The organism is Haemophilus sp. CCUG 60358, from assembly GCF_001679485.1.
GTDB lineage: Bacteria > Pseudomonadota > Gammaproteobacteria > Enterobacterales > Pasteurellaceae > Haemophilus_D.
Genome location: NZ_LZOZ01000001.1, coordinates 125879 through 148344, shown reverse-complemented (window position 1 = coordinate 148344; position 22466 = coordinate 125879). Strand labels below are relative to the sequence as shown.

20 protein-coding genes are annotated in these 22466 nt (G+C 39.8%); 5 read left to right on the top strand and 15 right to left on the bottom strand.

Annotated elements, in window-relative coordinates; translation table 11 throughout:
- Positions 1–56: 56 nt before the first annotated feature.
- Positions 57–1145 (bottom strand): 23S rRNA (cytidine(2498)-2'-O)-methyltransferase RlmM, encoded by a 1089-nt coding sequence (gene rlmM, locus A9500_RS00665; RefSeq protein WP_065243526.1) that lies wholly within the window; start codon positions 1143–1145, stop codon positions 57–59.
- Positions 1138–2031, bottom strand: a complete 894-nt coding sequence (locus A9500_RS00660) for a transcriptional regulator GcvA (RefSeq protein ID WP_065243525.1) — start codon at positions 2029–2031, stop codon at positions 1138–1140. The genes rlmM and A9500_RS00660 overlap by 8 nt, the downstream gene beginning before the upstream one ends.
- A 482-nt stretch (positions 2032–2513) precedes the next feature.
- Here A9500_RS00660 and A9500_RS00655 point away from each other — a divergent pair, with 482 nt between their 5' ends.
- From A9500_RS00655 to A9500_RS00640, 4 genes are all read left to right on the top strand, one after another.
- A complete protein-coding gene (locus A9500_RS00655) occupies positions 2514–3545 on the top strand; it encodes a branched-chain amino acid aminotransferase (RefSeq protein WP_065243524.1) in 1032 nt (343 codons plus the stop codon).
- Between the two features lie 286 nt (positions 3546–3831).
- Positions 3832–4098, top strand: a complete 267-nt coding sequence (locus tag A9500_RS00650; protein ID WP_049370319.1) for an oxaloacetate decarboxylase subunit gamma — start codon at positions 3832–3834, stop codon at positions 4096–4098.
- A gap of 15 nt (positions 4099–4113) precedes the next feature.
- On the top strand, positions 4114–5904 hold the full coding sequence (gene oadA, locus A9500_RS00645; RefSeq protein WP_065243523.1) for a sodium-extruding oxaloacetate decarboxylase subunit alpha: 1791 nt from the start codon (positions 4114–4116) through the stop codon (positions 5902–5904).
- A gap of 10 nt (positions 5905–5914) precedes the next feature.
- Positions 5915–7219, top strand: a complete 1305-nt coding sequence (locus tag A9500_RS00640) for a sodium ion-translocating decarboxylase subunit beta (protein WP_065243522.1) — start codon at positions 5915–5917, stop codon at positions 7217–7219.
- Positions 7220–7311: 92 nt separating this feature from the next.
- Here A9500_RS00640 and A9500_RS00635 read toward each other — a convergent pair whose 3' ends face one another.
- From A9500_RS00635 to A9500_RS00620, 4 genes are all read right to left on the bottom strand, one after another.
- A complete protein-coding gene (locus tag A9500_RS00635) occupies positions 7312–10761 on the bottom strand; it encodes an acyl-[ACP]--phospholipid O-acyltransferase (RefSeq protein ID WP_065243521.1) in 3450 nt (1149 codons plus the stop codon).
- Positions 10758–11399, bottom strand: a complete 642-nt coding sequence (locus A9500_RS00630; RefSeq protein ID WP_065243520.1) for a MerR family transcriptional regulator — start codon at positions 11397–11399, stop codon at positions 10758–10760. The genes A9500_RS00635 and A9500_RS00630 overlap by 4 nt, the downstream gene beginning before the upstream one ends.
- Positions 11400–11535: 136 nt before the next feature.
- Positions 11536–13098, bottom strand: coding sequence for a peptide ABC transporter substrate-binding protein (locus tag A9500_RS00625; RefSeq protein WP_065243519.1), 1563 nt, complete (start codon positions 13096–13098; stop codon positions 11536–11538).
- Positions 13091–13453, bottom strand: a complete 363-nt coding sequence (locus tag A9500_RS00620; protein ID WP_065243585.1) for a YbaN family protein — start codon at positions 13451–13453, stop codon at positions 13091–13093. The genes A9500_RS00625 and A9500_RS00620 overlap by 8 nt, the downstream gene beginning before the upstream one ends.
- A 230-nt stretch (positions 13454–13683) precedes the next feature.
- Between A9500_RS00620 and prlC the strand changes: the two genes are divergently transcribed.
- Positions 13684–15723: an oligopeptidase A gene (prlC, locus tag A9500_RS00615; protein ID WP_065243518.1), complete on the top strand. Its 2040-nt coding sequence runs from the start codon at positions 13684–13686 to the stop codon at positions 15721–15723.
- A 113-nt stretch (positions 15724–15836) separates the two neighbouring features.
- Here the strand turns inward: prlC and rpsO are convergent, their stop codons facing one another.
- From rpsO to A9500_RS00575, 9 genes are all read right to left on the bottom strand, one after another.
- A complete protein-coding gene (rpsO, locus tag A9500_RS00610; protein WP_005628925.1) occupies positions 15837–16106 on the bottom strand; it encodes a 30S ribosomal protein S15 in 270 nt (89 codons plus the stop codon).
- A 132-nt stretch (positions 16107–16238) separates the two neighbouring features.
- Entirely contained in the window at positions 16239–16793 is a 555-nt protein-coding gene (locus tag A9500_RS00605; RefSeq protein WP_257005655.1) for a substrate-binding domain-containing protein, read from the bottom strand.
- Between the two features lie 7 nt (positions 16794–16800).
- The gene (locus tag A9500_RS10840) at positions 16801–16956 is read right to left on the bottom strand and encodes a substrate-binding domain-containing protein (protein WP_257005654.1); all 156 of its coding nucleotides are present in this window, start codon (positions 16954–16956) and stop codon (positions 16801–16803) included.
- Positions 16949–17725 carry an ABC transporter ATP-binding protein gene (locus tag A9500_RS00600; protein WP_083180188.1) on the bottom strand — a complete coding sequence of 259 codons (777 nt, stop codon included), beginning with the start codon at positions 17723–17725 and terminating at the stop codon, positions 16949–16951. Before A9500_RS00600 ends, A9500_RS10840 begins: the two co-directional genes overlap by 8 nt.
- Positions 17718–18731, bottom strand: a complete 1014-nt coding sequence (locus A9500_RS00595; protein WP_065243516.1) for an iron ABC transporter permease — start codon at positions 18729–18731, stop codon at positions 17718–17720. The genes A9500_RS00600 and A9500_RS00595 overlap by 8 nt, the downstream gene beginning before the upstream one ends.
- On the bottom strand, positions 18721–19761 hold the full coding sequence (locus A9500_RS00590) for an ABC transporter substrate-binding protein (protein ID WP_065243515.1): 1041 nt from the start codon (positions 19759–19761) through the stop codon (positions 18721–18723). Before A9500_RS00590 ends, A9500_RS00595 begins: the two co-directional genes overlap by 11 nt.
- 89 nt (positions 19762–19850) lie before the next feature.
- Positions 19851–20696 (bottom strand): ModD protein, encoded by an 846-nt coding sequence (modD, locus tag A9500_RS00585; protein WP_065243514.1) that lies wholly within the window; start codon positions 20694–20696, stop codon positions 19851–19853.
- Positions 20697–20705: 9 nt separating this feature from the next.
- Positions 20706–21455: an ABC transporter ATP-binding protein gene (locus A9500_RS00580; protein ID WP_065243513.1), complete on the bottom strand. Its 750-nt coding sequence runs from the start codon at positions 21453–21455 to the stop codon at positions 20706–20708.
- Complete coding sequence (locus A9500_RS00575; RefSeq protein WP_065243512.1) at positions 21452–22465, bottom strand: iron ABC transporter permease; 1014 nt, start codon at positions 22463–22465, stop codon at positions 21452–21454. The genes A9500_RS00580 and A9500_RS00575 overlap by 4 nt, the downstream gene beginning before the upstream one ends.
- Position 22466 lies beyond the last annotated feature (1 nt).

Genomic DNA, 22466 nt, shown 5'->3' with positions numbered 1-22466 from the left:
GGTGCAGATCAAAGAGCAGTTAAAAATCCTATGTTTTTTGACCGCGCTTTGCTCTTCTATTTTAAGGCAATATGCACCGTAATCTCTTCGCGATCGTGATACAAATGCTTCGCCTGAATATCAAATTCCAGTTCTTTTTCTGCCAACATCACTGCAAGATTTTCTAGGCACAACATCACTTCTTGATAACGTTTTTTCATTGGCAATTTCAAGTTGAAAATGGTTTCTCGGCACCAGCCGTTAATCAGCCATTTTCCGATTAAATTGGCTATGCGGCTTGGTTGTTCCACCATATCACACACAAGCCAATCAATATGCTTGCGTTTTGGTGGTTGGAATTTAAATCCGTCTTCTGGGCAATGTTCTATTCTACCGGTATCATGCAAACTGGCCGCCATTTTGCCGTGATCGACCGCATACACAAATAAACCACGTTTCACTAATTGATAGGTCCAGCCGCCAGGGCAAGCTCCAAGATCAACGCCAACCATATTTTCATTTAAGCGTTTACTTTCTTCATTTCGAGGAATAAAGGTTAAAATCGCTTCTTCCAATTTTAAAGTTGAACGGCTTGGCGCATCCGCTGGGAATTTCAAACGTGGTATCCCCATAAAATGGGTAGAGTTATTGCCAAGATAAGAATACCCTACATAGCAGCAATTCGGCTGAGTGAAAAAACAATGTAAAATCTGACCGCGCTTTGCATTCGGCTTACCTTGTAACCAACCTTGTTTTTTCAACGCTTGACGTAACGGCACGGTGAATTTTCGGCAAAATGTCGAAAGCTCTTTGGCTTCATTGGTATCTGCTGTTTCGACAAATAACTCTACCGCTTGCTTAAGATTAATGTCTTCTGCAATATGTTTATATTGAGCAAGAATTGGCGAGATACGATCTTGAGGATCGAGATTTTCTAAGAGATCTGAAACAACGAGCATTTGACGCGCAAAAATCAAACGATTAAAAGGGATTTCTCGCGCTAAACGATCTGCATCACCCGGTTGATAACATTCAAAAATGACATAGCCGCTGTTTTCTACTACGCGAGCAAAACCAAATACACCACGCTCAGAGGCTCGGTCAGTAATTTCTGCGGCGACTTCTTTTTCAAAGCCAATTCGACAATATAAGGCTAATTTATTCATGTTTTCCTAATTTAATTGAATCTTTAATCCATTTTCTAAAGGCTTGAATTTGTTCATCATCTAAACGATCTAAATGATTGACCACATAGAATGATTTTGGATCCCGCAATTCGGTTGGTAACACAATTTGCAAATGACCGTTTTCAATTTCTTGCTGAGCCAAAATACGATTAGCTAACGCAATACCCTGCCCATGAACGGCCGCTTGCAATGCCATAAAAGTATGGCTAAATAACGGACCTTGCTGAATATTCAAATCATCTAATTTGAGATAATCCGCCATCGCTTGCCAGTTATCTCGAGTATGCGTATGAATCAGCGTATGCTTTTTCAAATCATTAGGACAACTTACTGGTATTTTCTCAAGCAATGAAGGCGCGGCTAAAATCACGAGATTTTCTTCGCCTAAACGATCGACCTGTAAATTTTCCCAATCACCTTTTCCATAATAAATGGCAATATCAATTTCTTTATTCAATAAACCTTCATCTTGATCGACGCCCTTCAAGCGTACCTCAATTTCAGGGTGTTGCTTATTAAAATCACTCAAATGTGGCACAAGCCATTGAATACCAAAGGTTTGTGGTACGCTAATTGCCAAATGTGGTTCAGCTTTAAGCGTTAATAAACGTTCGGTTGCTTCATTTAATTTTCGTAATATTTTATTGATATCAACAAAGTAGGCTTTCCCAAATTCCGTCAATTCGAGTGAACGATTTTTTCGAATAAAAAGCTCAACACCTAAAAAATCTTCTAATAATTTTATTTGATGGCTCACTGCGGCTTGTGTCACAAAAAGTTCATCTGCCGCTTTTGTGAAGCTTAAATGTCGTGCAGCAGACTCGAAAGACTTTAATGAATTCAAGGGAGGCAAACGTTTATACATAATTCTTCCCAACAGCTAAATTTTAGTTTATAATAATAAAAGTTCAATTCGGATTAGTTTTTTTTATGCGTCAAATAAAAAAACATCATTTGTCCTTCCATCACCTTCTACCTACAATACACCCATACTTAATGATTGGTAATTCCTTACAAGTTAATGAGTTTCAGACTTAAGTATGATGTTGTGTTTGCATATAGTTCGGTTCTCCGAGCTGGAGTAACAATTAAGTTACTCATTTACTTCCTATATATATTAAACCATTCTGGTTAAGCGCTGCTCGTTTCGAGCGGCGTTTTTTTATTCTTAGCATTCTAACATAAGCAAAATTTTATTTCCTGACCAACTTCACAAATTTGAAAATCCAATAAAAATTTTGAGAAATCACAATATTTTTGTGTTTAAAGGTTTTCATAGTTATCGTAATGGTGTAGATTAACTGCATTTCCATTCATAAAATTATTTATACAAATTAAGGAAGCAAAATGAAAGACTTAGACTGGAACAATCTTGGATTTAGTTATATCAAAACAGATTACCGATTCATCGCACATTGGAAAGATGGTAAATGGGATGAAGGTAAACTCACCACCGATAATATGCTACATATCCACGAAGGTTCAACTGCAATTCACTACGGTCAACAATGCTTTGAAGGCTTAAAAGCCTATCGTTGTAAAGACGGTTCAATCAACTTATTCCGTCCTGATCAAAATGCAAAACGCATGCAACACACCTCTGATCGCTTATTAATGCCACAAGTGCCAACAGAATTATTTATCCGTGCTTGTAAAGAAGTGGTGAAAGCAAACCAAGAATGGTTAGGTCCTTACGGATCTGGCGCAACATTATATTTACGTCCATTCCTCTTTGGTACAGGCGCGAATATCGGTGTAAAAACCGCACCTGAATTTATTTTCTCTGTATTCTGCTGCCCTGTTGGCGCTTATTTCAAAGGTGGTTTAGCACCATCTAACTTCATTACGACTGATTACGACCGTGCTGCCCCTATGGGTACAGGTGGCGTAAAAGTGGGTGGTAACTATGCTGCAAGCTTACTTCCACATGAATTAGCGGCAGAGGCTAGCACATCAGAGCGTAAATTTGCAGATGCGATCTATCTCGATCCAAAAACACATACTAAAATTGAAGAAGTGGGTGCAGCAAACTTCTTTGGTATCACTAAAGATAATAAATTTATCACTCCTGCATCTGAATCCATTTTACCAAGTATCACCAAATACTCCTTACTTTACATTGCAAAAGAGCGTTTAGGTATGGAAGCTATCGAAGGTGATGTGTATATCGATCAACTTGATCAATTTGCAGAAGCGGGGGCTTGTGGTACTGCCGCAGTGATTACGCCAGTAGGTGGTATTCAACACAAAGGTAAATTCCACGTGTTCTATTCAGAAACTGAAGTAGGCCCTGTTACACGCAAACTTTACAACGAGCTAACCGGCATCCAATTCGGTGATGTGGAAGCACCTGAAGGCTGGATTGTAAAAGTAGAATAATTTTCCTTTCTATCAACAAATCGAGATTCATTTAATTCAAGGACTAAGTTCTATCACTATAGGACTTAGTCCTTTTAATTTTTACACGCTTTGTATAACGTATGTTTCAGTAGAAATACCTCATTAATAATATTTAACTCACGCCCAAATACTTCAAAATCAACCGCACATTTCCCCTTTTATTGTGTGCCTATATTTCAAATTATGATCTTCATCACAGTTTTATTCAAACAGATCGATTAGAATAAAATTGTCCATTTTTTCAAGCAAATAAGGAAGAAAAATGATGACTCCCTCTGCACTTATAGGCGAAGGAATTAACCTGATGTTTTCAGGGATGGGTTTTGTATTGGTCTTTTTGCTCATTTTAATTTGGGCAATTGGAGTGATGTCTAAACTTATCAACCGATTCTTTCCAGAACCTCAACCCGAACCCAAAACTTCCCAAAATTCAACCGCACTTTCTGCGGCACCTACTGACGATTTTGAGCGGTTACGTCCTGTGATTGCAGCGGCTATCGCACACCATCGCCGTACCCAACAGTTCAAATAAAATAAGGATTTTACCATGGCTAAAAAAATTAAAATGACAGAACTGGTGCTTCGTGATGCCCACCAATCACTTTTCGCAACTCGTTTGCGTCTTGATGATATGTTACCAATCGCTCATGAATTAGATGATATTGGCTATTGGTCGTTGGAAGCTTGGGGCGGTGCAACATTTGATAGCTGTATTCGCTTTTTAGGGGAAGATCCTTGGGTTCGTTTGCGTGAATTGAAAAAAGCTTGTCCAAAAACTCCATTACAAATGTTATTACGTGGCCAAAACCTATTAGGCTATCGCCACTATGCTGATGATGTAGTAGAACGTTTCGTAGAACGTTGTGTAGCGAATGGTATGGATGTTTTCCGCGTATTCGATGCGCTCAATGATCCGCGCAACATGAAAGCAGCGTTGCAAGCAGTACGTAAATTTGGTGGCCATGCTCAAGGGACTTTAAGTTATACCACCAGCCCAGTTCATACCATGCAAACCTGGCTCGGTACAACTGAACAATTACTTGAAATTGGTATCGATAGCTTGGTCATCAAAGACATGTCCGGTATTTTAAATCCAATGGCGGCTGCAGACTTAGTACGCGAAATCAAAAAACGTTTCGACGTAGAGTTGCATTTACACTGCCACTCCACCACTGGTATGGCAGAAATGGCGTTATTAAAAGCGGTTGAAGCTGGTGTAGATGGTATTGATACAGCGATTTCTTCTATGTCAGGTACTTATGGTCACCCTGCAACTGAATCCCTAGTCGCCACCTTACAAGGTACTGAATATGACACCGGTTTGGATATTCCTCGCTTGGAAAAAATTGCTGCCTATTTCCGTAATGTGCGTAAAAAATATGCCAAATTTGAAGGCCAATTACGCGGTGTAGATAGCCGTATTTTAGTAGCACAAGTACCAGGTGGTATGCTCACCAACTTGGAAAACCAATTAAAACAACAAAATGCGTCCGATAAATTAGATTTAGTATTAGAAGAAATCCCACGTGTGCGCAAAGACTTGGGCTACATTCCACTCGTTACACCAACTTCTCAAATTGTTGGTACACAGTCGGTTATTAACGTTCTCACTGGCGAACGCTACAAAACTATCGCCAAAGAAACTGCCGGTATTTTAAAAGGTGAATACGGTAAAACGCCTGCACCAGTAGATAGTGCGTTGCAAGCTCAAGTATTAGAAGGTGCGGCACCAATAACAGACCGCCCTGCCGATCACATTGCGCCTGAAATGGCGAAAATTGAAGCTGAAGTTGCAGAACAAGCTAAAGTGAAAGGCGTGAAATTAGCAGACAATGCTGTGGATGATGCTTTAATCGTGGCGCTCTTCCCTCAAATTGCGTGGAAATTCTTAGAAAACCGCAACAACCCTGCCGCCTTTGAGCCAGCCCCTACCGGCAATGAAAGTGCGGTGGAAAATAAACCTGTTTCTAAAGCTGCACCATCTACTTCTGGTTCCGCTGTTTATACCGTGGAATTGGAAGGCAAAGCCTTTGTGGTAAAAGTAAGCGAAGGCGGTGATATCTCTCATGTGGCGACTACTGCTCCTCAAGCTGCGCCGCAAGTGGCTCCTGCTCCAGCAACCGGTGGTACACCAGTAACGGCGCCGATGGCGGGTAATATTTGGAAAGTTGTTGCAACAGAAGGTCAAACCGTAGCAGCTGGCGATGTATTATTCATTCTCGAAGCCATGAAAATGGAAACCGAAGTGAAAGCTGCACAGGCTGGTACCGTACGTGGCATTTGCGTCAAAGCCGGTGATGCAGTCGCCGTAGGTGACACCGTGATGACCTTAGCATAAGGAATAGTCTATGGAGAGTATTATTGCGTTAATTAAAGGGATGGGTATATTCCATCTGCAATGGGGACAAGCAGTAATGATCGCTGTGAGCTTGCTGTTGCTGTGGCTTGCTATCTCGCGCAAATTTGAACCTTTGCTGTTGCTACCAATTGGTTTCGGCGGATTATTATCCAATATCCCTGAGGCTGGTCTTGCTATGACAGCATTGGAGAATTTGCTTCATCTCGGCTCACCAGAACAAATTGCTGTAATCGCTTCGCAATTGGGTGTACCACCCGATCCAGCCTTGATAAAGGCAGCACTAAATTCTGCGCCGATATCGATGATAAATCAATTAGAAGCGTTATCTGTGGATATGGGTTATAGTGCTGGTATTTTAGCATTGTTCTATAAAGTTGCGATCAGCTACGGCATTGCACCATTGGTCATTTTTATGGGCGTAGGTGCAATGACAGATTTTGGTCCGCTATTAGCCAATCCGAAAACATTGCTACTTGGTGCCGCTGCTCAATTCGGTATTTTCGCTACCGTACTCGGTGCGCTAGCGTTAAATTATTTCGGTATTATCGAATTTACGCTACCTCAAGCCGCGTCTATCGGTATTATCGGTGGTGCGGATGGTCCAACTGCGATTTATCTCACGAGCAAACTGGCGCCTGAATTGCTTGGCGCGATTGCGGTGGCTGCCTATTCCTACATGGCATTAGTGCCGTTGATCCAACCGCCGATTATGAAAGCCTTAACCACAGAAGAAGAACGCAAAATTCGCATGACGCAAATGCGCCATGTGAGTAATCGTGAAAAAGTGTTATTCCCGGTTATTTTGCTGTTGCTCGTTGGTTTACTCTTACCAGATGCTGCCCCATTACTCGGGATGTTCTGTTTCGGTAATCTCATGCGCGTCAGCGGCGTAGTAGAACGTTTAAGCGATACCACACAAAATGCCTTGATTAACATTGTGACTATTGTGCTTGGCTTATCTGTGGGTTCTAAACTGATTGCCGATAAATTCCTACAACCACAAACATTAGGCATTTTAATTCTTGGTGTAATTGCTTTCGGAATCGGTACAGGTAGTGGCGTATTAATGGCAAAATTAATGAACAAATTCAGCAAAAATAAAATTAATCCGCTCATCGGTTCTGCTGGCGTATCTGCCGTTCCTATGGCCGCTCGCGTTTCCAATAAAATCGGATTGGAAGCGGATAACCAAAACTTCCTCCTTATGCATGCCATGGGACCAAACGTTGCTGGTGTAATTGGCTCGGCTATTGCCGCTGGGGTCATGTTAAAATATGTCGGTACGTTGATGTAAGATTAAAGATGCTGAAAAACACCTAAATGAGGTTCATTAAATAACAAAAAGAGCGGTCAAATTGACCGCTCTTTTATTTATGACGATTTTCTTTATTTAACCAAACTCATCGCTAAGTTCTTCGCACCTTTGAAATCCACTTTACCACTTCCGAGCATCGGAATTTCATCCACTAAGAAGACTTGGCTTGGGAGCATAATCGGCGGTACATTTAATCCTTTAATACGTTCATTAATCTCGTCTAAAGAAAGTGCAGATTTGATTAAAAGTACAATGCTCTCGCCTTTTTTATCATCGCTCAATGCGACAGCAACAAATTGATTTTCTTCATCAAATACTTGTGAAAGTTTCTCTTCCACGCTGCCAAGGCTGATCATTTCACCGCCGACTTTAGCAAATCGAGAATAACGATCCACAATGGTAATAAAGCCGTTATGATCGATATGGCCTTTATCGCCAGTTTTGTAATAACGTACACCGTCAATTTCAACGATCACTTCTGCTGTTTTTTCTGGTGCATTCAAATAACCTTTCATGACTTGTCCACCACCAATCAAGATCAAACCGTCTTCGCCGACTGGTAATTCTTGCAAGCTTTCCGGATCCACAATTTTAATAATGGTGCCTGGTAATGGCATGCCGACTGTACCAGCTTGATTGAAGGTAAATTCTTGTAAGGTTTCCGGATCAAGTAAATTAGGCATATTTACACTAGCTACCGGTGCTGTTTCAGTTGCGCCATAACCTTCGTAAATTTCTAAGCCAAATTTAAGTTTAAAGGCTTCTTTTACATCTGCTTTCAATTTTTCAGCGCCCGCAATAACCATACGTACGTTTTGTAGCATTAACGGATGGAATTTCTTATTGCGTACATACAATCTAAAGAAAGTTGAAGTACCAAATAAAATACTCACCCGATGTCGAGCACACATTTTTCCTACTGTCGCCCCATCAGTCGGATCCGCCACACTCACCATTTTAATGCCTTCACACAATGGCAATAAAGTTGTCACTGTTAAGCCAAATGAGTGGAAAATTGGTAAGGAATTCAAAATCACATCATCTTTATGAAAGTTTAATAATTCACCGATCTGTTTAATGTTAGTCAGTAAATTTTTATGGCTTAATTCAATGCCTTTTGGATCACCTTCACTACCACTACTGAATAAGATGGTTGCATTATCGTCCAAGCTTACGTCTGCAAAGTAACGTAATTTAATCCACCATTGTGGCGCTAAAAACGCCGTTAAAAATGACCGCACTTTATTCGCTTTAGTGATCGATTTCCCTAAATTTTCCATAAAGAGGGCTTTATCAGCCACCACTTGGCTAAAGTCAAAACCTTTTGCGTTCAACTTATCCAAGAATTTTTCAGAGGTAATAACTTGCGAAATATTGGCTTTTTTCAACGCTTTTTCCATTACTTCTGGGCTTAGCGTGTAGTTTAAATTTACCGGTACTTTGCCCATCACCATTAAGGTCATATTGATAATTGCCCCGATTGATGAACTTGGTAATAACACGCCAACATTTTTTTCATTCCCTAAAGCAGCTTTCAAGGTTTTCACAAACATTAGCACTGCAGCAATAAATTTCAGGTTATTCAGTTTAGTGCCTTGTGCATCCACCGCGGCTTCTTTGAATAAATTCGATTTTGCTGAATTCAACCAATGATGCATCAACGGTTTACGTTTACTCATGACTTTTTCCCATACTGAGAAAGAAAGTTCGAGTACTTTTTGCTTCATCGCTGTCGCATCAATAAAGCCATGAATGGGTTTACCAAATGCTACTAAAATTTCACGTTTACCTTGGCGTTTAGTTAAATTCTTATAGAAAGAATCGGCACGGGAGAAGCTGCTACCCCACAGTCCACGTAAATAGAACGGAACTGTTGTGACATTCTCTAAATCTTTTAATACGTGCTCAAAGCCTTTTTGGAACTCATTGATTTGACCGTTATAACTGATATGACCTTCTGGGAATAAAGCCACCACTTCACCACGCGCTAAATATTCACGAATGGTTTCAATAGATTCACGGCTTGAGCCTCCACCAATTGGGATGACTTTGAAAATACGGAAGAACCAAGTGAGATACCATTTGTTGTAAATCGGACGATACATGACAAATTTAATCGCACGCGGGCTAGCCGCTTGTAACACCAACCAGTCAATCCAGCTAATATGGTTACCTAATAATAGAACTCCTCCACTTTGTGGAAGGTTTTTTAACCCATCCACATGAAAACGGTAATTTGCTTTTAACGCAAAGAGCAAGAATAAACGCGTAAATAAATGAGGCACTTTCGACATGGTATATAAACTTGCAGCAAAACATGCAGCAGAAGTCACTAAGAACAAACCTTGAGTCGAAACATTAAGTTGTACAAAAACAATGCTTAATAGCAAAAAAACCACCATAAACACGTTTTGCACAAAGTTGTTACCTGCCATAATTTTGCCGCTGATTTTCTCAGGTGCGAAATACTGAATAGTTGCATTCAATGGCACGATCAATAAACCGCCAGAGAAACCAAAGACAAAAGAACAAAGTGCTAATACCACTCCACTTTGGGCTAGAGTTAAGAAGAATAACGACACACAAATACCCAATGCACCAAGCGGAACAATACCTAACTCAATATGCAAACGAGAAGCACGTCCTGCAAGATATGAACCTAGCACAAGCCCTATTCCACTCACCGCGAGAATCGCTTGAATGACAACAGCATTATCTTCATTGAACATTGCTTTATAATGTGCAGGAAATGCCGCCACAATAATTTGTGACACACCCCAAAACAGGCTCAGTCCAATGACACTCAACCAAATATTTTGATCAGCTTTTAATGTGCGAACGTTATCTTTTAAATACCCTAAAGAAAGGTATTTTCTCATATCAAACTGACCATCTGTATTCTCAGCTTCTTGCTTAAAGAATGGGATTTTAAAAGCAAAATAGGCTTCTAGTGCACTCAGTAATACTAACGCCACACCAATCACCCAAACACTTTGTAATACTTCATTCGGATCATCTGATGCCACATAATGCGCTTCAAAGAAGAAAGAAAATGCAAAAGAACTAAATAGAATAGCTACAATGGTGAGTGCTTGAATCACACCGTTTGCCATACCGATATTTTCAGTGCCCACAATCGATTTAATAATGCTATATTTAGCTGGAGAATAGACCGCACTTTGCGCCGCCAAAATCAATGTCAGTACAAAGGAAATAGCAAACATTCCCGTCATATAACTCAATAAAATCCCCGCACTGATCGCCACTGCCGCTAAACTGCTATAACGAATCACATTGGTGCGAGAAAATTTATCGTTAATAAATGCCGACGGGGAAAATAAGAAAATAAACGGCAATAAAATCATCGCATTAATTAATGCCGTTAAAACCACCAAACTCTCACCTGAAAAGCTTTTCAGCAATACATTTTGAATGGTAATTTTATGTGCTAAATCCACACTGGCATTAATAAAGGCAATGGCTAAATAAGGCACAAAGCCGGCGTATTTTAAGAGTTTCATTTCGCACTCTCCGCTTGATAAAGATTAAAGGTTTTCATATTCAAGAGATAAGGTTTCAACACCAACAATAAATCAAATAAATGTTTTAATTTTTCATCTTTTTGTTCGCTATTGGCTAATGCCGCTAAAGTCACATTCACCTCTTTTTCCGCTAACATTTTCGCAGCAGCTAAATAAGCTTTCACCACATCCATTTCAGCTTCATCACAACGAGACAAGATCGCCAAAATATCACGTTCTTTTGCGGTAAAAATACCTTCGCGAGGATTCAATAATCCTTCTGCTACCATGTCTTCGATTTGCTGAGTAGAAAGATGAAACTCTTCAGAGAGTTGCTCGACTGAAAACACTTCATTTTCAGCCCCCATGATGATATCCAATAATCCAATAAGGCTTTCATAAGGATTATTCCAATCAAAACGAGGATGAGCAAAAAGTGCTTTAATTTGTGAAATCGTTGCATTGAAATTACTTTGTAGATATTTAATAAAACTGAGCAACTTCACACAATGTTCATCATAGAGATGAAAATTCGGTTTATCTTTCACCGGCTCTGGCAACAAACCTTCTTTCACATAGTACAGCACCGTGGATTTTGGTGTCTGACTAAGCTTAACCAAATCATTCATTTTTAACATCAGGATTTCCCTCTAGGTTGATTTGTTGTGTATTGTAGCGTATAAAAATAAAAAGTAAATAGTGTTACTTTACGCTTTTAATTAGATTTAATAAAAAAGTTGCTCATCACATTATGAACAACTTTCTTAATCAGCTTTAGTTTTCAACTTTTCGCCATAGATCCTTACTGTAAATGACGCCCACTGGATTTTTCTTCGCCCCCATAATAGTTGGAGAAAGATAAACTGGCGTGGTGTATTGGAAAAGCGGTAAAGCAAGGTTTTCCTGTTGGATCTTCTCACTTAATTTTAAGTAAATTTCTGACCGCTCTTTTTCATTTAAGCTTTTCAATGCTTGCTCAAAAAGTTGGTCATATTCCGCATTGGCATAACCATTTTTATTATCGGGACTTTTAGAATAGAACAAACTCAAGAATGCCATCGGGTGATTAAAGTCCGCACACCAGCCTGAACGAATGACTTGGAAATCATCTTTTTGACGTTTAGCCTGTAAGGTTTGCCAATTGACTGGTTGAGCATCTACACGCAACATATCTGATTGCGTCAATTGCCCCACTAAACGTTGCGCAATATTCACATGCAAGGGGGCATCATCATAGAGCACATTTAAATGTAGCGGATGTTTTTCATCAATTTTATTTTGAGCCAATAACTGCTCGGCAACAACAGGCTCCCATCTTGAATCTTGTCCATTTAACATGGCTTTCGGTAAAAAATACGAACTCGGAATTGCCGCTGGAATCTCATTATTCACAATATTCGTAACCGAAACCAACGAAGCAATCGCCTTACGCACATCTGCCTTAGCAACTTTAGGATCTTTCAGATTAAATTCATAAAAATATCCACAAAGCTGCGGAAAATGTTGAAGGTCCGCGTTCACTTCTGGTACATCAACTACCACATCAAAGTCAGATAATTTAGTGGCGATAAAAGGCAAATATTCTACACGCTCAAAAGCCACATTATTTTTCTGCCAATAATAGGGATTTTTAGTTAAGTGTATGCTTTTCACACTTTCACTTTCGATCATATAAGCCCCGTTTGTCACGGGAGAATCAGGATCGCTATATTGTGGCACGAGGCTAATATGCGCCAACATTTCCGGCAAATACGGTGTTGGTTTATCAAGCTCAATACGTAAAGTGCGGTCATTTTCCGCATAAATTCCTAAGCTCTTAAAAGGTTTATTTTTTTCTAAAACGCCTTTCGCATTTTTTAGATTAAGATAAGCCAAATAAGATCTTAATGGACTATTTGATTGAGATAATGCTTGCCAAGAAAGCATGACATCCTGAGCAACTAAAGGATCGCCATTTGACCAACGAAGCCCTTCTCGCAAGGTAAAGATCCAGGTTTTGTTATCTTTCGTTTGCCAACTTTCTGCGATACCCGGCACGATTCGCCCTTCCGAATCATAAGCGGTTAAACCTTCATATAAATCACGCAATAAGTTTTCTTGTTCTGGATAACGCACAAACCAAGGCTCAAAAGAAGGGGGATGAGTAAACGCTCGAGTCAGCAAAGTTCGACTCGGTTTTGATGTATTTTCTTGTTCGATAGACTGACTTTGTGTTGGTTGCTCTTCTGCTGCCGCGTTTGTAGATTTAGGACTGTTTAATTTATCACAACCACTCAATCCAAAAACGATACCGAAAATGACCGCACTTTTAAGCCAAGTAAAGAAAGAATTATCCATTTTCAACGTCTTCTGTTTTAATCCAAAAGAAAAAGAACCAATATTTTACCGCAATTAAAATAGCAATGATCGTCCGACCCACAATGCTTGGGGTAAAATAAAAGCCAATTAAAAGCATTGTGGTTGAAAACGTTAGAATAGAAATTTTTGCTTTTTTTGTCAATGCACGACGTTCATTAAAGGATTTTAGGTGCTTTTGATAAAGCTTAGTCCCTAAAAACCATTGTTCTAAACGAGAAGAACCTTTCGCAAAAGAATAAAGTGTAAGCAGTAAAAAAGGTGTTGTCGGAAGAATAGGTAAAAAAATACCAATAACACCTAATATTAAAGAAATGCATCCAAGAACAACATACATGGCCTTGGTTAAAGAAGTTTTTGGGAAAAACTTAAGTGAAACAACACCTATAACGATCGCAAGAGCAATGATGCCAGAAAAAATGATAATAGAAAAAAAGGAAGCGCCGTTCATCATAAACCCTAAATAAAAGTGATACGCAATTATCACTGATTTTTTAGATTTTTCAACCTTGATATTATAGAATTTGCCGCAATTTATTAAAGAAACTATTAGCAAAAGGAATATTTATGTCTAATCCATTACTTCATATTGAAGGCTTACCTCCGTTTTCTCAAATCAAACCGGAGCATATTCAACCGGCAATCCAAAAACTCATCGAAGAAAATCGTCAAGCCATTGAACAAGTTCTAAAACAACCGCACTTTACTTGGGAAAACTTTATTGAACCGCTTTCTGAAGCAGGCGAGCACTTAAGTCGTGCTTGGTCACCGATCTCCCATTTAAATTCAGTTAAAAACAGCCCTGAATTACGTGATGCGTACCAAACCTGCTTACCACTACTCTCTGAATACAGCACTTGGGTAGGCCAACACAAAGGCTTATACAACGCTTATTTAGCCTTAAAAAATAGCCCTGAATTTTCAACTTATTCTGTCGCACAAAAGAAAGCCATTGAAAATGCACTACGTGATTTTGAGCTTTCAGGTATCGGTTTATCCGAAGAAAAACAAAAACGTTATGGTGAAATTGTTGCGCGTTTATCTGAATTAAGCTCACAATTTAGTAATAATGTACTCGATGCCACCATGGGCTGGGAAAAAGTCATTGAAGATGAAAGTGAATTAGCGGGTCTTCCTGAATCCGCATTACTTGCGGCAAAACAATCCGCCGAAAGTAAAGGCTTAAAAGGCTATCGTTTTACGTTAGAAATCCCAAGTTATTTGCCAATCATGACCTATTGTGAAAATGCAGCATTACGCGAAGAAATGTATCGAGCTTATGCGACTCGCGCTTCTGATCAAGGGCCAAATGCCGGTAAATGGGATAATACGGCGATTATTGAAGAAATCATGACGTTACGTGTGGAGCTAGCTAAATTGCTAGGTTTTAATACCTATACTGAACGCTCACTTGCCACCAAAATGGCAGAAAATCCACAACAAGTGTTAGATTTCTTAAATAACCTTGCAGATCGCTCAAAAGCACAAGGTGAGAAAGAATTAGCTGAACTCAAAGCTTATTGTGAAAAAGAATTTGGTGTCACTGAACTTGCACCTTGGGATATCAGTTTCTATTCCGAAAAACAAAAACAACATTTATATGCGATCAATGATGAAGAACTTCGTCCTTATTTCCCTGAAGATCGCGTTATTTCGGGTTTATTTGAATTAATTAAACGTATTTTTAATATTCGTGCAGTTGAACGTTTTGGCGTAGATACTTGGCACAAAGATGTACGTTTCTTTGATTTAATTGATGAAACCGATGAAGTACGCGGCAGTTTCTATCTCGATCTTTATGCACGCGAAAATAAACGTGGCGGTGCATGGATGGATGATTGTATTGGTAGAAAACGTAATGCCGATGGTTCAATTCAAAAACCGGTTGCCTATTTAACGTGTAACTTCAATGCGCCTATTGGGGATAAACCTGCGTTATTCACCCATGATGAAGTCACCACTCTCTTCCACGAATTTGGTCATGGTATTCACCATATGCTCACCAAAGTTGATGTGCCGGATGTTGCGGGTATCAATGGTGTACCTTGGGATGCGGTAGAGCTTCCAAGTCAATTTATGGAAAACTGGTGTTGGGAAAAAGAAGCGCTTGATTTTATTTCTGGTCACTTTGAAACGCACGAACCATTGCCAGAAGAAAAATTAAATCAACTTCTCAAAGCGAAAAACTACCAAGCAGCCATGTTTGTGTTACGTCAGCTTGAATTTGGCTTGTTTGATTTTACCCTTCATCATACTTTTGAAGTGGGCAAAGCTAACCAAGTGCTTGATACCTTAAAAGCAGTGAAAGATAAAGTTGCCGTGATTAAAGGTGTTGAATGGGCAAGAGCACCACATAGCTTTAGCCATATCTTTGCTGGCGGTTACGCAGCAGGTTATTACAGCTATCTATGGGCTGAAGTGCTATCTGCAGACGCCTTCTCTCGCTTTGAAGAAGAAGGGATTTTCAATCCAGTTACGGGTAAATCCTTCTTGGATGAAATTCTCACTCGTGGTGGCTCTGAAGAACCAATGGTCTTATTCAAACGCTTCCGTGGACGTGAACCTCAATTAGACGCATTGCTCCGCCATAAAGGCATTGCGAACTAATAACTAAAAAAAGAGCGGTCAAATTTTTGACCGTTTTTTTATTTTCCAATATGCAGAAAATAAAAAAGCCCTCGGTAATCCGAAGGCTTTTATTTTTACTATCGTAATAAAAATTAGCGACGTAAACCTAAACGAGCGATAGTGCTTTGGTATAAAGCAAGATCAGTACGTTTTAAGTAGTCTAAAAGTTTACGACGACGAGAAACCATACGTAATAAACCACGACGACCATGGTGGTCTTTTTTGTGCTCAGCGAAGTGAGCTTGTAAGTGGTTGATTTGTGCAGTTAATAATGCGATTTGAACTTCAGAAGAACCAGTATCTTTCGCATCGCGACCAAATTCAGCAACGATTGCTGCTTTTTTTTCAGTACTTAGAGACATTTTTTACTCCTAAAAGGTAGTGTTATTAATACATCATTCGCCGATCTCTAACTCAGCGATGACAAGGAGCCTGAATTTTAACGATTGAAGCCAATAAAAGCAAGGAATTATTACGCTGTTCTCCCTAAATGTTCAATCATTTTTAAATCCATTCTTTCGAATGATTTCTTGTGCGGTCTCACCCAATAAAAATTGATAAAATCGTTGCGTCAATTCGGTATCATTCAGCATAGCGAGGACATACTCTGCGCGAATATCATATTCGGATGGTAATGTATGACAAAGCATCCCCGCATTTTCTAATCTTGTCTGGTAATGCGCATAGCCCAACATCATATCCGCATAATCGTTTTTCAAGAGATAATGTGAAGCCATTTCACCTGGTGGTATAACAACTTGATTTTCTGTTCCTCCAACCAATTTCAATGCCTTCGATTTTAACCTTTTACCTTGTTCTGGATAATCTTTTTCAATGAGGTCAAAAAGCTGCCAAGTATAATCACCACAAGGATCATAAACCGGCGTTGATGTAGCTAATCGATATTGATCATCAAAAAGTAGCTCAAGGGTATCTCGCTGAAATTCTAGCTTATTTTTTGTTGTAAGCATAAGTTGATTATAAGTGAGCACCTGCTGCTGAAAAACTCGACTCCCTAATGCCGATACATTTTCTGAATTCGCACTAATAAAAACATCAGCTAACTCCCCCTTCCATTATGCGCGTTTTCAACAAACCAGCAGGACCAAATATACATTCAATTTCTACTTCATTACATTGCTTAAATGCACCAGTAATCTCCAATAAGGCATATCGAAAGCTTCCTGCGCTATAAATAGTGAGTTTATTCATCTCTCTTTCCTTCTAACAACACCTCATAAACTGGCACAAAATGGCTAAACTGTTGCTGTTGATATTGCGATTGTTCAACAATCATCGGTAAATGAAAGAGTGCGGTCAGATTTTCAGAAGTTAATATTTCATCCGTTTGCCCAAAGCGAATAAAATCTCGATTGAACAAAAGTGTTTTATCCGCAATCGCTTGTGCATGGTTAGGTTGATGCGTGGTGAAAATAATTCCCAAGCCGCGCTTTTTCGTTAATTGTCTTAAAAGTGATAACACCGCATCCTGATTGGCTAAATCAAGTGCTGAAGTTGGTTCATCCAACAGCATTAAACGACATTCGGATGCAATGGCACGCGCAATCAAGATCAACTGGCGCTGCCCTCCTGAAAGTGAAGAAAAATCTTGTTCAGCTAAATGTTGCAAGCCTAAATCCGTTAATGCCTGTAGAGCCACTTCAATATCTTTGGGTTTGGGCTTACTAAAGGTGGCAATATGGTTTGAACGCCCCATTAGCACAATATCCAATACCGAATAGGCAAAAGGTGCACTGAAAAATTGCGGGACAAAACCAATTGAGTTATTCAGCTGAATATTACCTTGTAAGGGGCGATGAATGCCAAGTAACAGATCTAACAAGGTACTTTTGCCACAACCATTTTGTCCTAAAATAGCAAGAATCTCTCCTTCCAGTAAAGCAAAATTGAGATGTTGAAAAAGCAGGTTATTTTTTTCATAAGCAAATGCAAGCTCACTTACTTTAATCAAATCAGTCACGCATCGCTCCATTTCGTTTTAAACGATAAACTAATATACCAAACAGAGGTGCGCCAATAAGTGCGGTTAAAATACTGATTGGAATTTCATTATCGGTTAAGGCACGGGCGGCATTGTCCACCCACAGCATATAAATAGCACCAACTAACATTGTACAAGGCAGTAAACGTTGGTGATTAGCACCGACCAACATACGACTAATATGCGGAATAATTAAACCAACCCAACCGATACTGCCACTAATCGCCACTTGGCAAGCGACTAACGTTCCGCTAAGACCAATAACCAACCAGCGTAATCGTCCAACTTTCACACCTAATGCTTTAGCCTCTTTATCCTCTAAGGAGAGCAAATTTAAGCGCCAACTAAGTTTCAGCAATAAAGTCGAACAACACACAAAAGGGACTAAGAAAAATAGCCATTTTTCTGTATTGGCTGTAGCGAAACTGCCCATCAACCAAAACACGATACTCGGTAATTTTTCTTCAGTGTCGGAAACGTACTGCAATAAGCTCACCAATGCAGAAAACAGCCCACTTAAAATCATCCCGATTAAAATTAACATCAGTAAACTTCTTCGACCAAACTTTACGCTAAACAAAAAAACGAGTACTAATGTACTTAAACCGAAAAAAATCGTACTGGCAAATAAGCCATACAGACTCAAACTAAAAAAAATGGCCAACGTGCCGCCAAATGCTGAACCTGAGGTAACACCAATAATATGCGGATCCACCAACGGATTACGAAAAATGCCCTGTAATGCGGCGCCGCTTAAGGCTAATCCGGCCCCCACACAAAGGGCAGATAAAATACGCGGTAAACGAACTTGGAAAATAACTTGCTGATGGATTGGATCAATAGGAAGTGCGGTCAATTTTGCCGTTAAAATTTGCAAAATCTGCTCTAGGGATAAAGCATAACGCCCGATTCCTAAAGAAATCAGGGCGCTAGCGACCAAAACAATGAGCAATAAGCCCATCAATTTAGAATGTTTATTTACCATTGTTATACGGTTGACGATAGAATTTTAAATAATAGTCATTCACCATTTTATCTAAATCGATATCTTGAAATTTTTGCGGATATAGCGATTTTGCTAACCAAACTTCGCCTAATGCTAAGGCTTCTGGCATCGGATAACCCCAAGCTTTCGCATATTCCGGCATTAAAAATACTTGGTTATTTTTCACTGCATCAATATTAGCCCAAGCTGCATCTTCTTTAATTTGTGACACCACTTTAGGATAACGATCTTGTACCAAAATCACTGCTGGATTCCACTCAAGCACATTTTCCATAGATACCTGTTTAAAGCCTTTCACTGTCGCTGCCGCAACGTTGTAAGCACCTGCATGTTCCAACATTAAACCAGTATATTTACCCGAACCATAGGTATTTAAATCCGGGTTGGCCATATAGGTACGCACTCGTTTATCTGCAGGAATTGCCCCTAAACGATCGGCTAACATTTTACGATTCGCAAATGCCTCTTTAACTAATTCTTTGCCTTGTTGTTCTTTTTCAAATACTTGGGCGATCAACTCAATACCTTGAGTTAAGCCTTCGTTATAAGCTTTATCTTCATCGGCCAAAGTTGGATTAAGTTTATCTTTATCGCTGCCAGTTCGTAGAGAAATGGCAATCACCGGAATACCAGTATCAGCAATTTGCTTAATCATTTCTGGTGGCGCATAGTTGGTAACAAACACCACATCCGGTTTTAATTCCAACAAACTTTCAATATTCACCGAATTTAAATCGCCTGGCATGGCCATTTTTTCTAATTCCGGCGCTAAACGTACATAATTTTGCCCCAGTTGTTTTTTCCAATTTGATAACACTCCAACAATCTGTTTAGTGGCATCTAATTGCACGGCAATATTAAGGGTTTGATGCTGTAATACTACAGCACGCTGAATATGATCGGGAATCGTCACTTGACGATCCAATTGATCAGTTACAACACGATCAGCTAATGCCGATGTGGAAAAAATGCCGAACAAAGCTGCAGCAAATAAGCGATTAAATTTCATAAATTATCCTTAAAATGAAAACGGATCTGAATTATACAACAAAATATATAGCGATAGATAAAAAACAATAGATGTTCTAAGCAAAACGACTATGCTTTACTGATCACCACCTTAATATCCTCTGGTGCAGCATAATAAGGCGCAGAGGTAATAAACAAATTAATACCTAGCTTGGCATAATCCGCCACATTATTTTTATTCACACCACCCGCTACAGAAAGCGTAATATTTTTGCCTTGCGCATTGATGAGATCCAGGGCGGTTTTAACATCTTCAACCGACCATTTATCTAGCTGAATAATATCGGGAGAGGCTGTAATCATTTGTTCGAATTGAGCAAAATTGTCTGCTTCGAGAGTGATCTTATTTTCTGGTGCTTCACGCTTTAAGGTTTCCACAATATGCACCCAGTTATTCGGTTCAGCCAATAAATTACGGTGGTTAGTGAAAACCAATACAGTCTCGCTCACACCTTGCCGATGGATATGTCCACCGGCAGCCAGCACCGCATTGGTCGCCAGTTTTCGGGTATTCGGAATACTTTTACGGGTACAAGACACCACCGCATTCGGGTTAATGGATTTGGCATTAGCAATCATCTCTGCCGTGTATTGTGCCACGCCACAAGACCATTCCAATACAAGCTGCACGACTTTCCATGCCTGCTGTAATTTGTCCGCAGAATCGACCGCACTTAGCAACACTGCTCCTGCTTCAACGGATTCCCCTTCATTCACATAAATCTGTGGAGTAATGTCTAATTTTTTCAGTAATCGTTCTGCTACCGAAATCCCTGCCACTACACCGGCATTTTTACGTTTGAATTCAATTTTTGCTGGGACTTTTTCCACTCCTAATGCGCGCGTGGTTAAGTCTCCGCGATAAATATCTTCTAATAAAAGATCATCGAGTTCTTTGTCTGAGAAATAAATCATAGTTTATCCTTAAATGTTGAGATGCTTTTGCAATTCCTGAACTGAAGTGCGGTAAATTTTGGCGAGGTTTTCCAATGTCATCAGTTCATCTTTTTGACCTTGCTGAAAACCAAATTCTTGATCGAGCATAGCAATATTCTCGGCTAAATATGCCGCTTGTTGAGGGTTGTGAGTCGTAATCAGCAAGGCGATGTTTTGATGCTGTAGTTGCTTAATTTTTTCCAATACTCGAATTTGATTACCGAAATCAAGACTAGCTGTCGGTTCGTCCATAATCAATAATTTCGCCTGTTGAGCGATAGCTCGTGCAATGAGTACAAGTTGTTTTTCGCCGCCACTGAGTTCGTGGTAATAACGTTTGGCAAGGTGCGTTATTTGTAATTCATCTAAGGCTGAAAAGGCAAAATCTTTATCTTCAGCTTTCGGCGTTTGATACCATTTCAAATAAGCAGAACGCCCCATTAATACCATATCTTGAACAAGAAAAGGAAAAAGTTGAGCATGTGCTTGCGGCACATAGGCAATTTCACGTGCTAATTCAGCGGCAGAATATGTAGCAAGCGGTCTATTTTGAAAAAGAATTTGCCCATTGAGTGCAGGTTGCAAACCAAGCAAGGTTTTTAAGAAAGTACTTTTCCCTGCCCCATTGGCGCCAAGTAAACAGCAAATTTGCTGAGGTTTTAAAGCAAAATTGATCTTGTCTAGCAGGGGCTTATCGCCATAACCAATCTTGAGTTGTTGGGTTTCAATTAAATTCATTTTCGCCCTCTCAACAATAAATAGAGGAAAAACGGTGCACCACAAGCGGAGGTTAAAATCCCTATTGGGAGTTCAATGCTCGCAACTGTGCGAGCAAGTGTATCCGTGAGAAGTAAAAAGCTTGCGCCGAGCAACAACGATGTTGGCAGTAATAAAATGAAATTAGCCCCTACTAATAATCGAGCAATATGAGGCACGAGCAAGCCAACCCAGCCAATAATCCCGGTAATGGAGACCGCACTTGCGGTACAAAGCGTAGTGAAAATAATCAAAATATAGCGAGTACGTTGGATAGGAATACCAAGGCTTTTGGCTTCATCTTCTTCTAAGGCAAGTAGATTTAATCGCCAACGTAATAAGAAAAGCGGCAAAATACCGAAGATTAAAATTGGGGCTAGTTGGCTTAATTCTTTCACACCAACCGCGGTAAAACTGCCTAAGAGCCAAAAAGTAATGGAAGGTAGCTGGGTAAAAGGATCAGCTAAAATTTTTAACAGTGAAATACCTGCGCCAAGTAATGAACCGATAGCAATCCCTGAAAGCACTAAGACCAAAATGGGATCTTGATTACGGCTTCTTGATCCGACCATGGAAACACACAGCACCGCCAAGATACCGCCAGTAAAGGCAAAAAGCTGCACATAAAACATCGGTAAATTGTAGAAAATTGCCAGTGATGCACCTAGTCCTGCGCCGCTTGAAACACCTAAGATATCAGGAGAAACCAACGGATTTTTAAACATCCCCTGATAAGTCGCCCCCGCTGCAGCCAGCGCTGCTCCCACCAAACAAGCCACTAAAATACGTGGTGTGCGAATATACCAAAGCACCGTTTCAACGGAAGATGGGGTTTGACATTCGGTTTCAAATACACAACGAATTGCTTGCCCAAGTTGAAGTGGCGAAATCGGAAATTTGCCCACATTCAACGAGAGCAAAATGGTGCCGACTAGCAAAATCACCAGCGAAGTAAAAAATACTTTCGGGTTACGCTGAACAAAATACGGCATA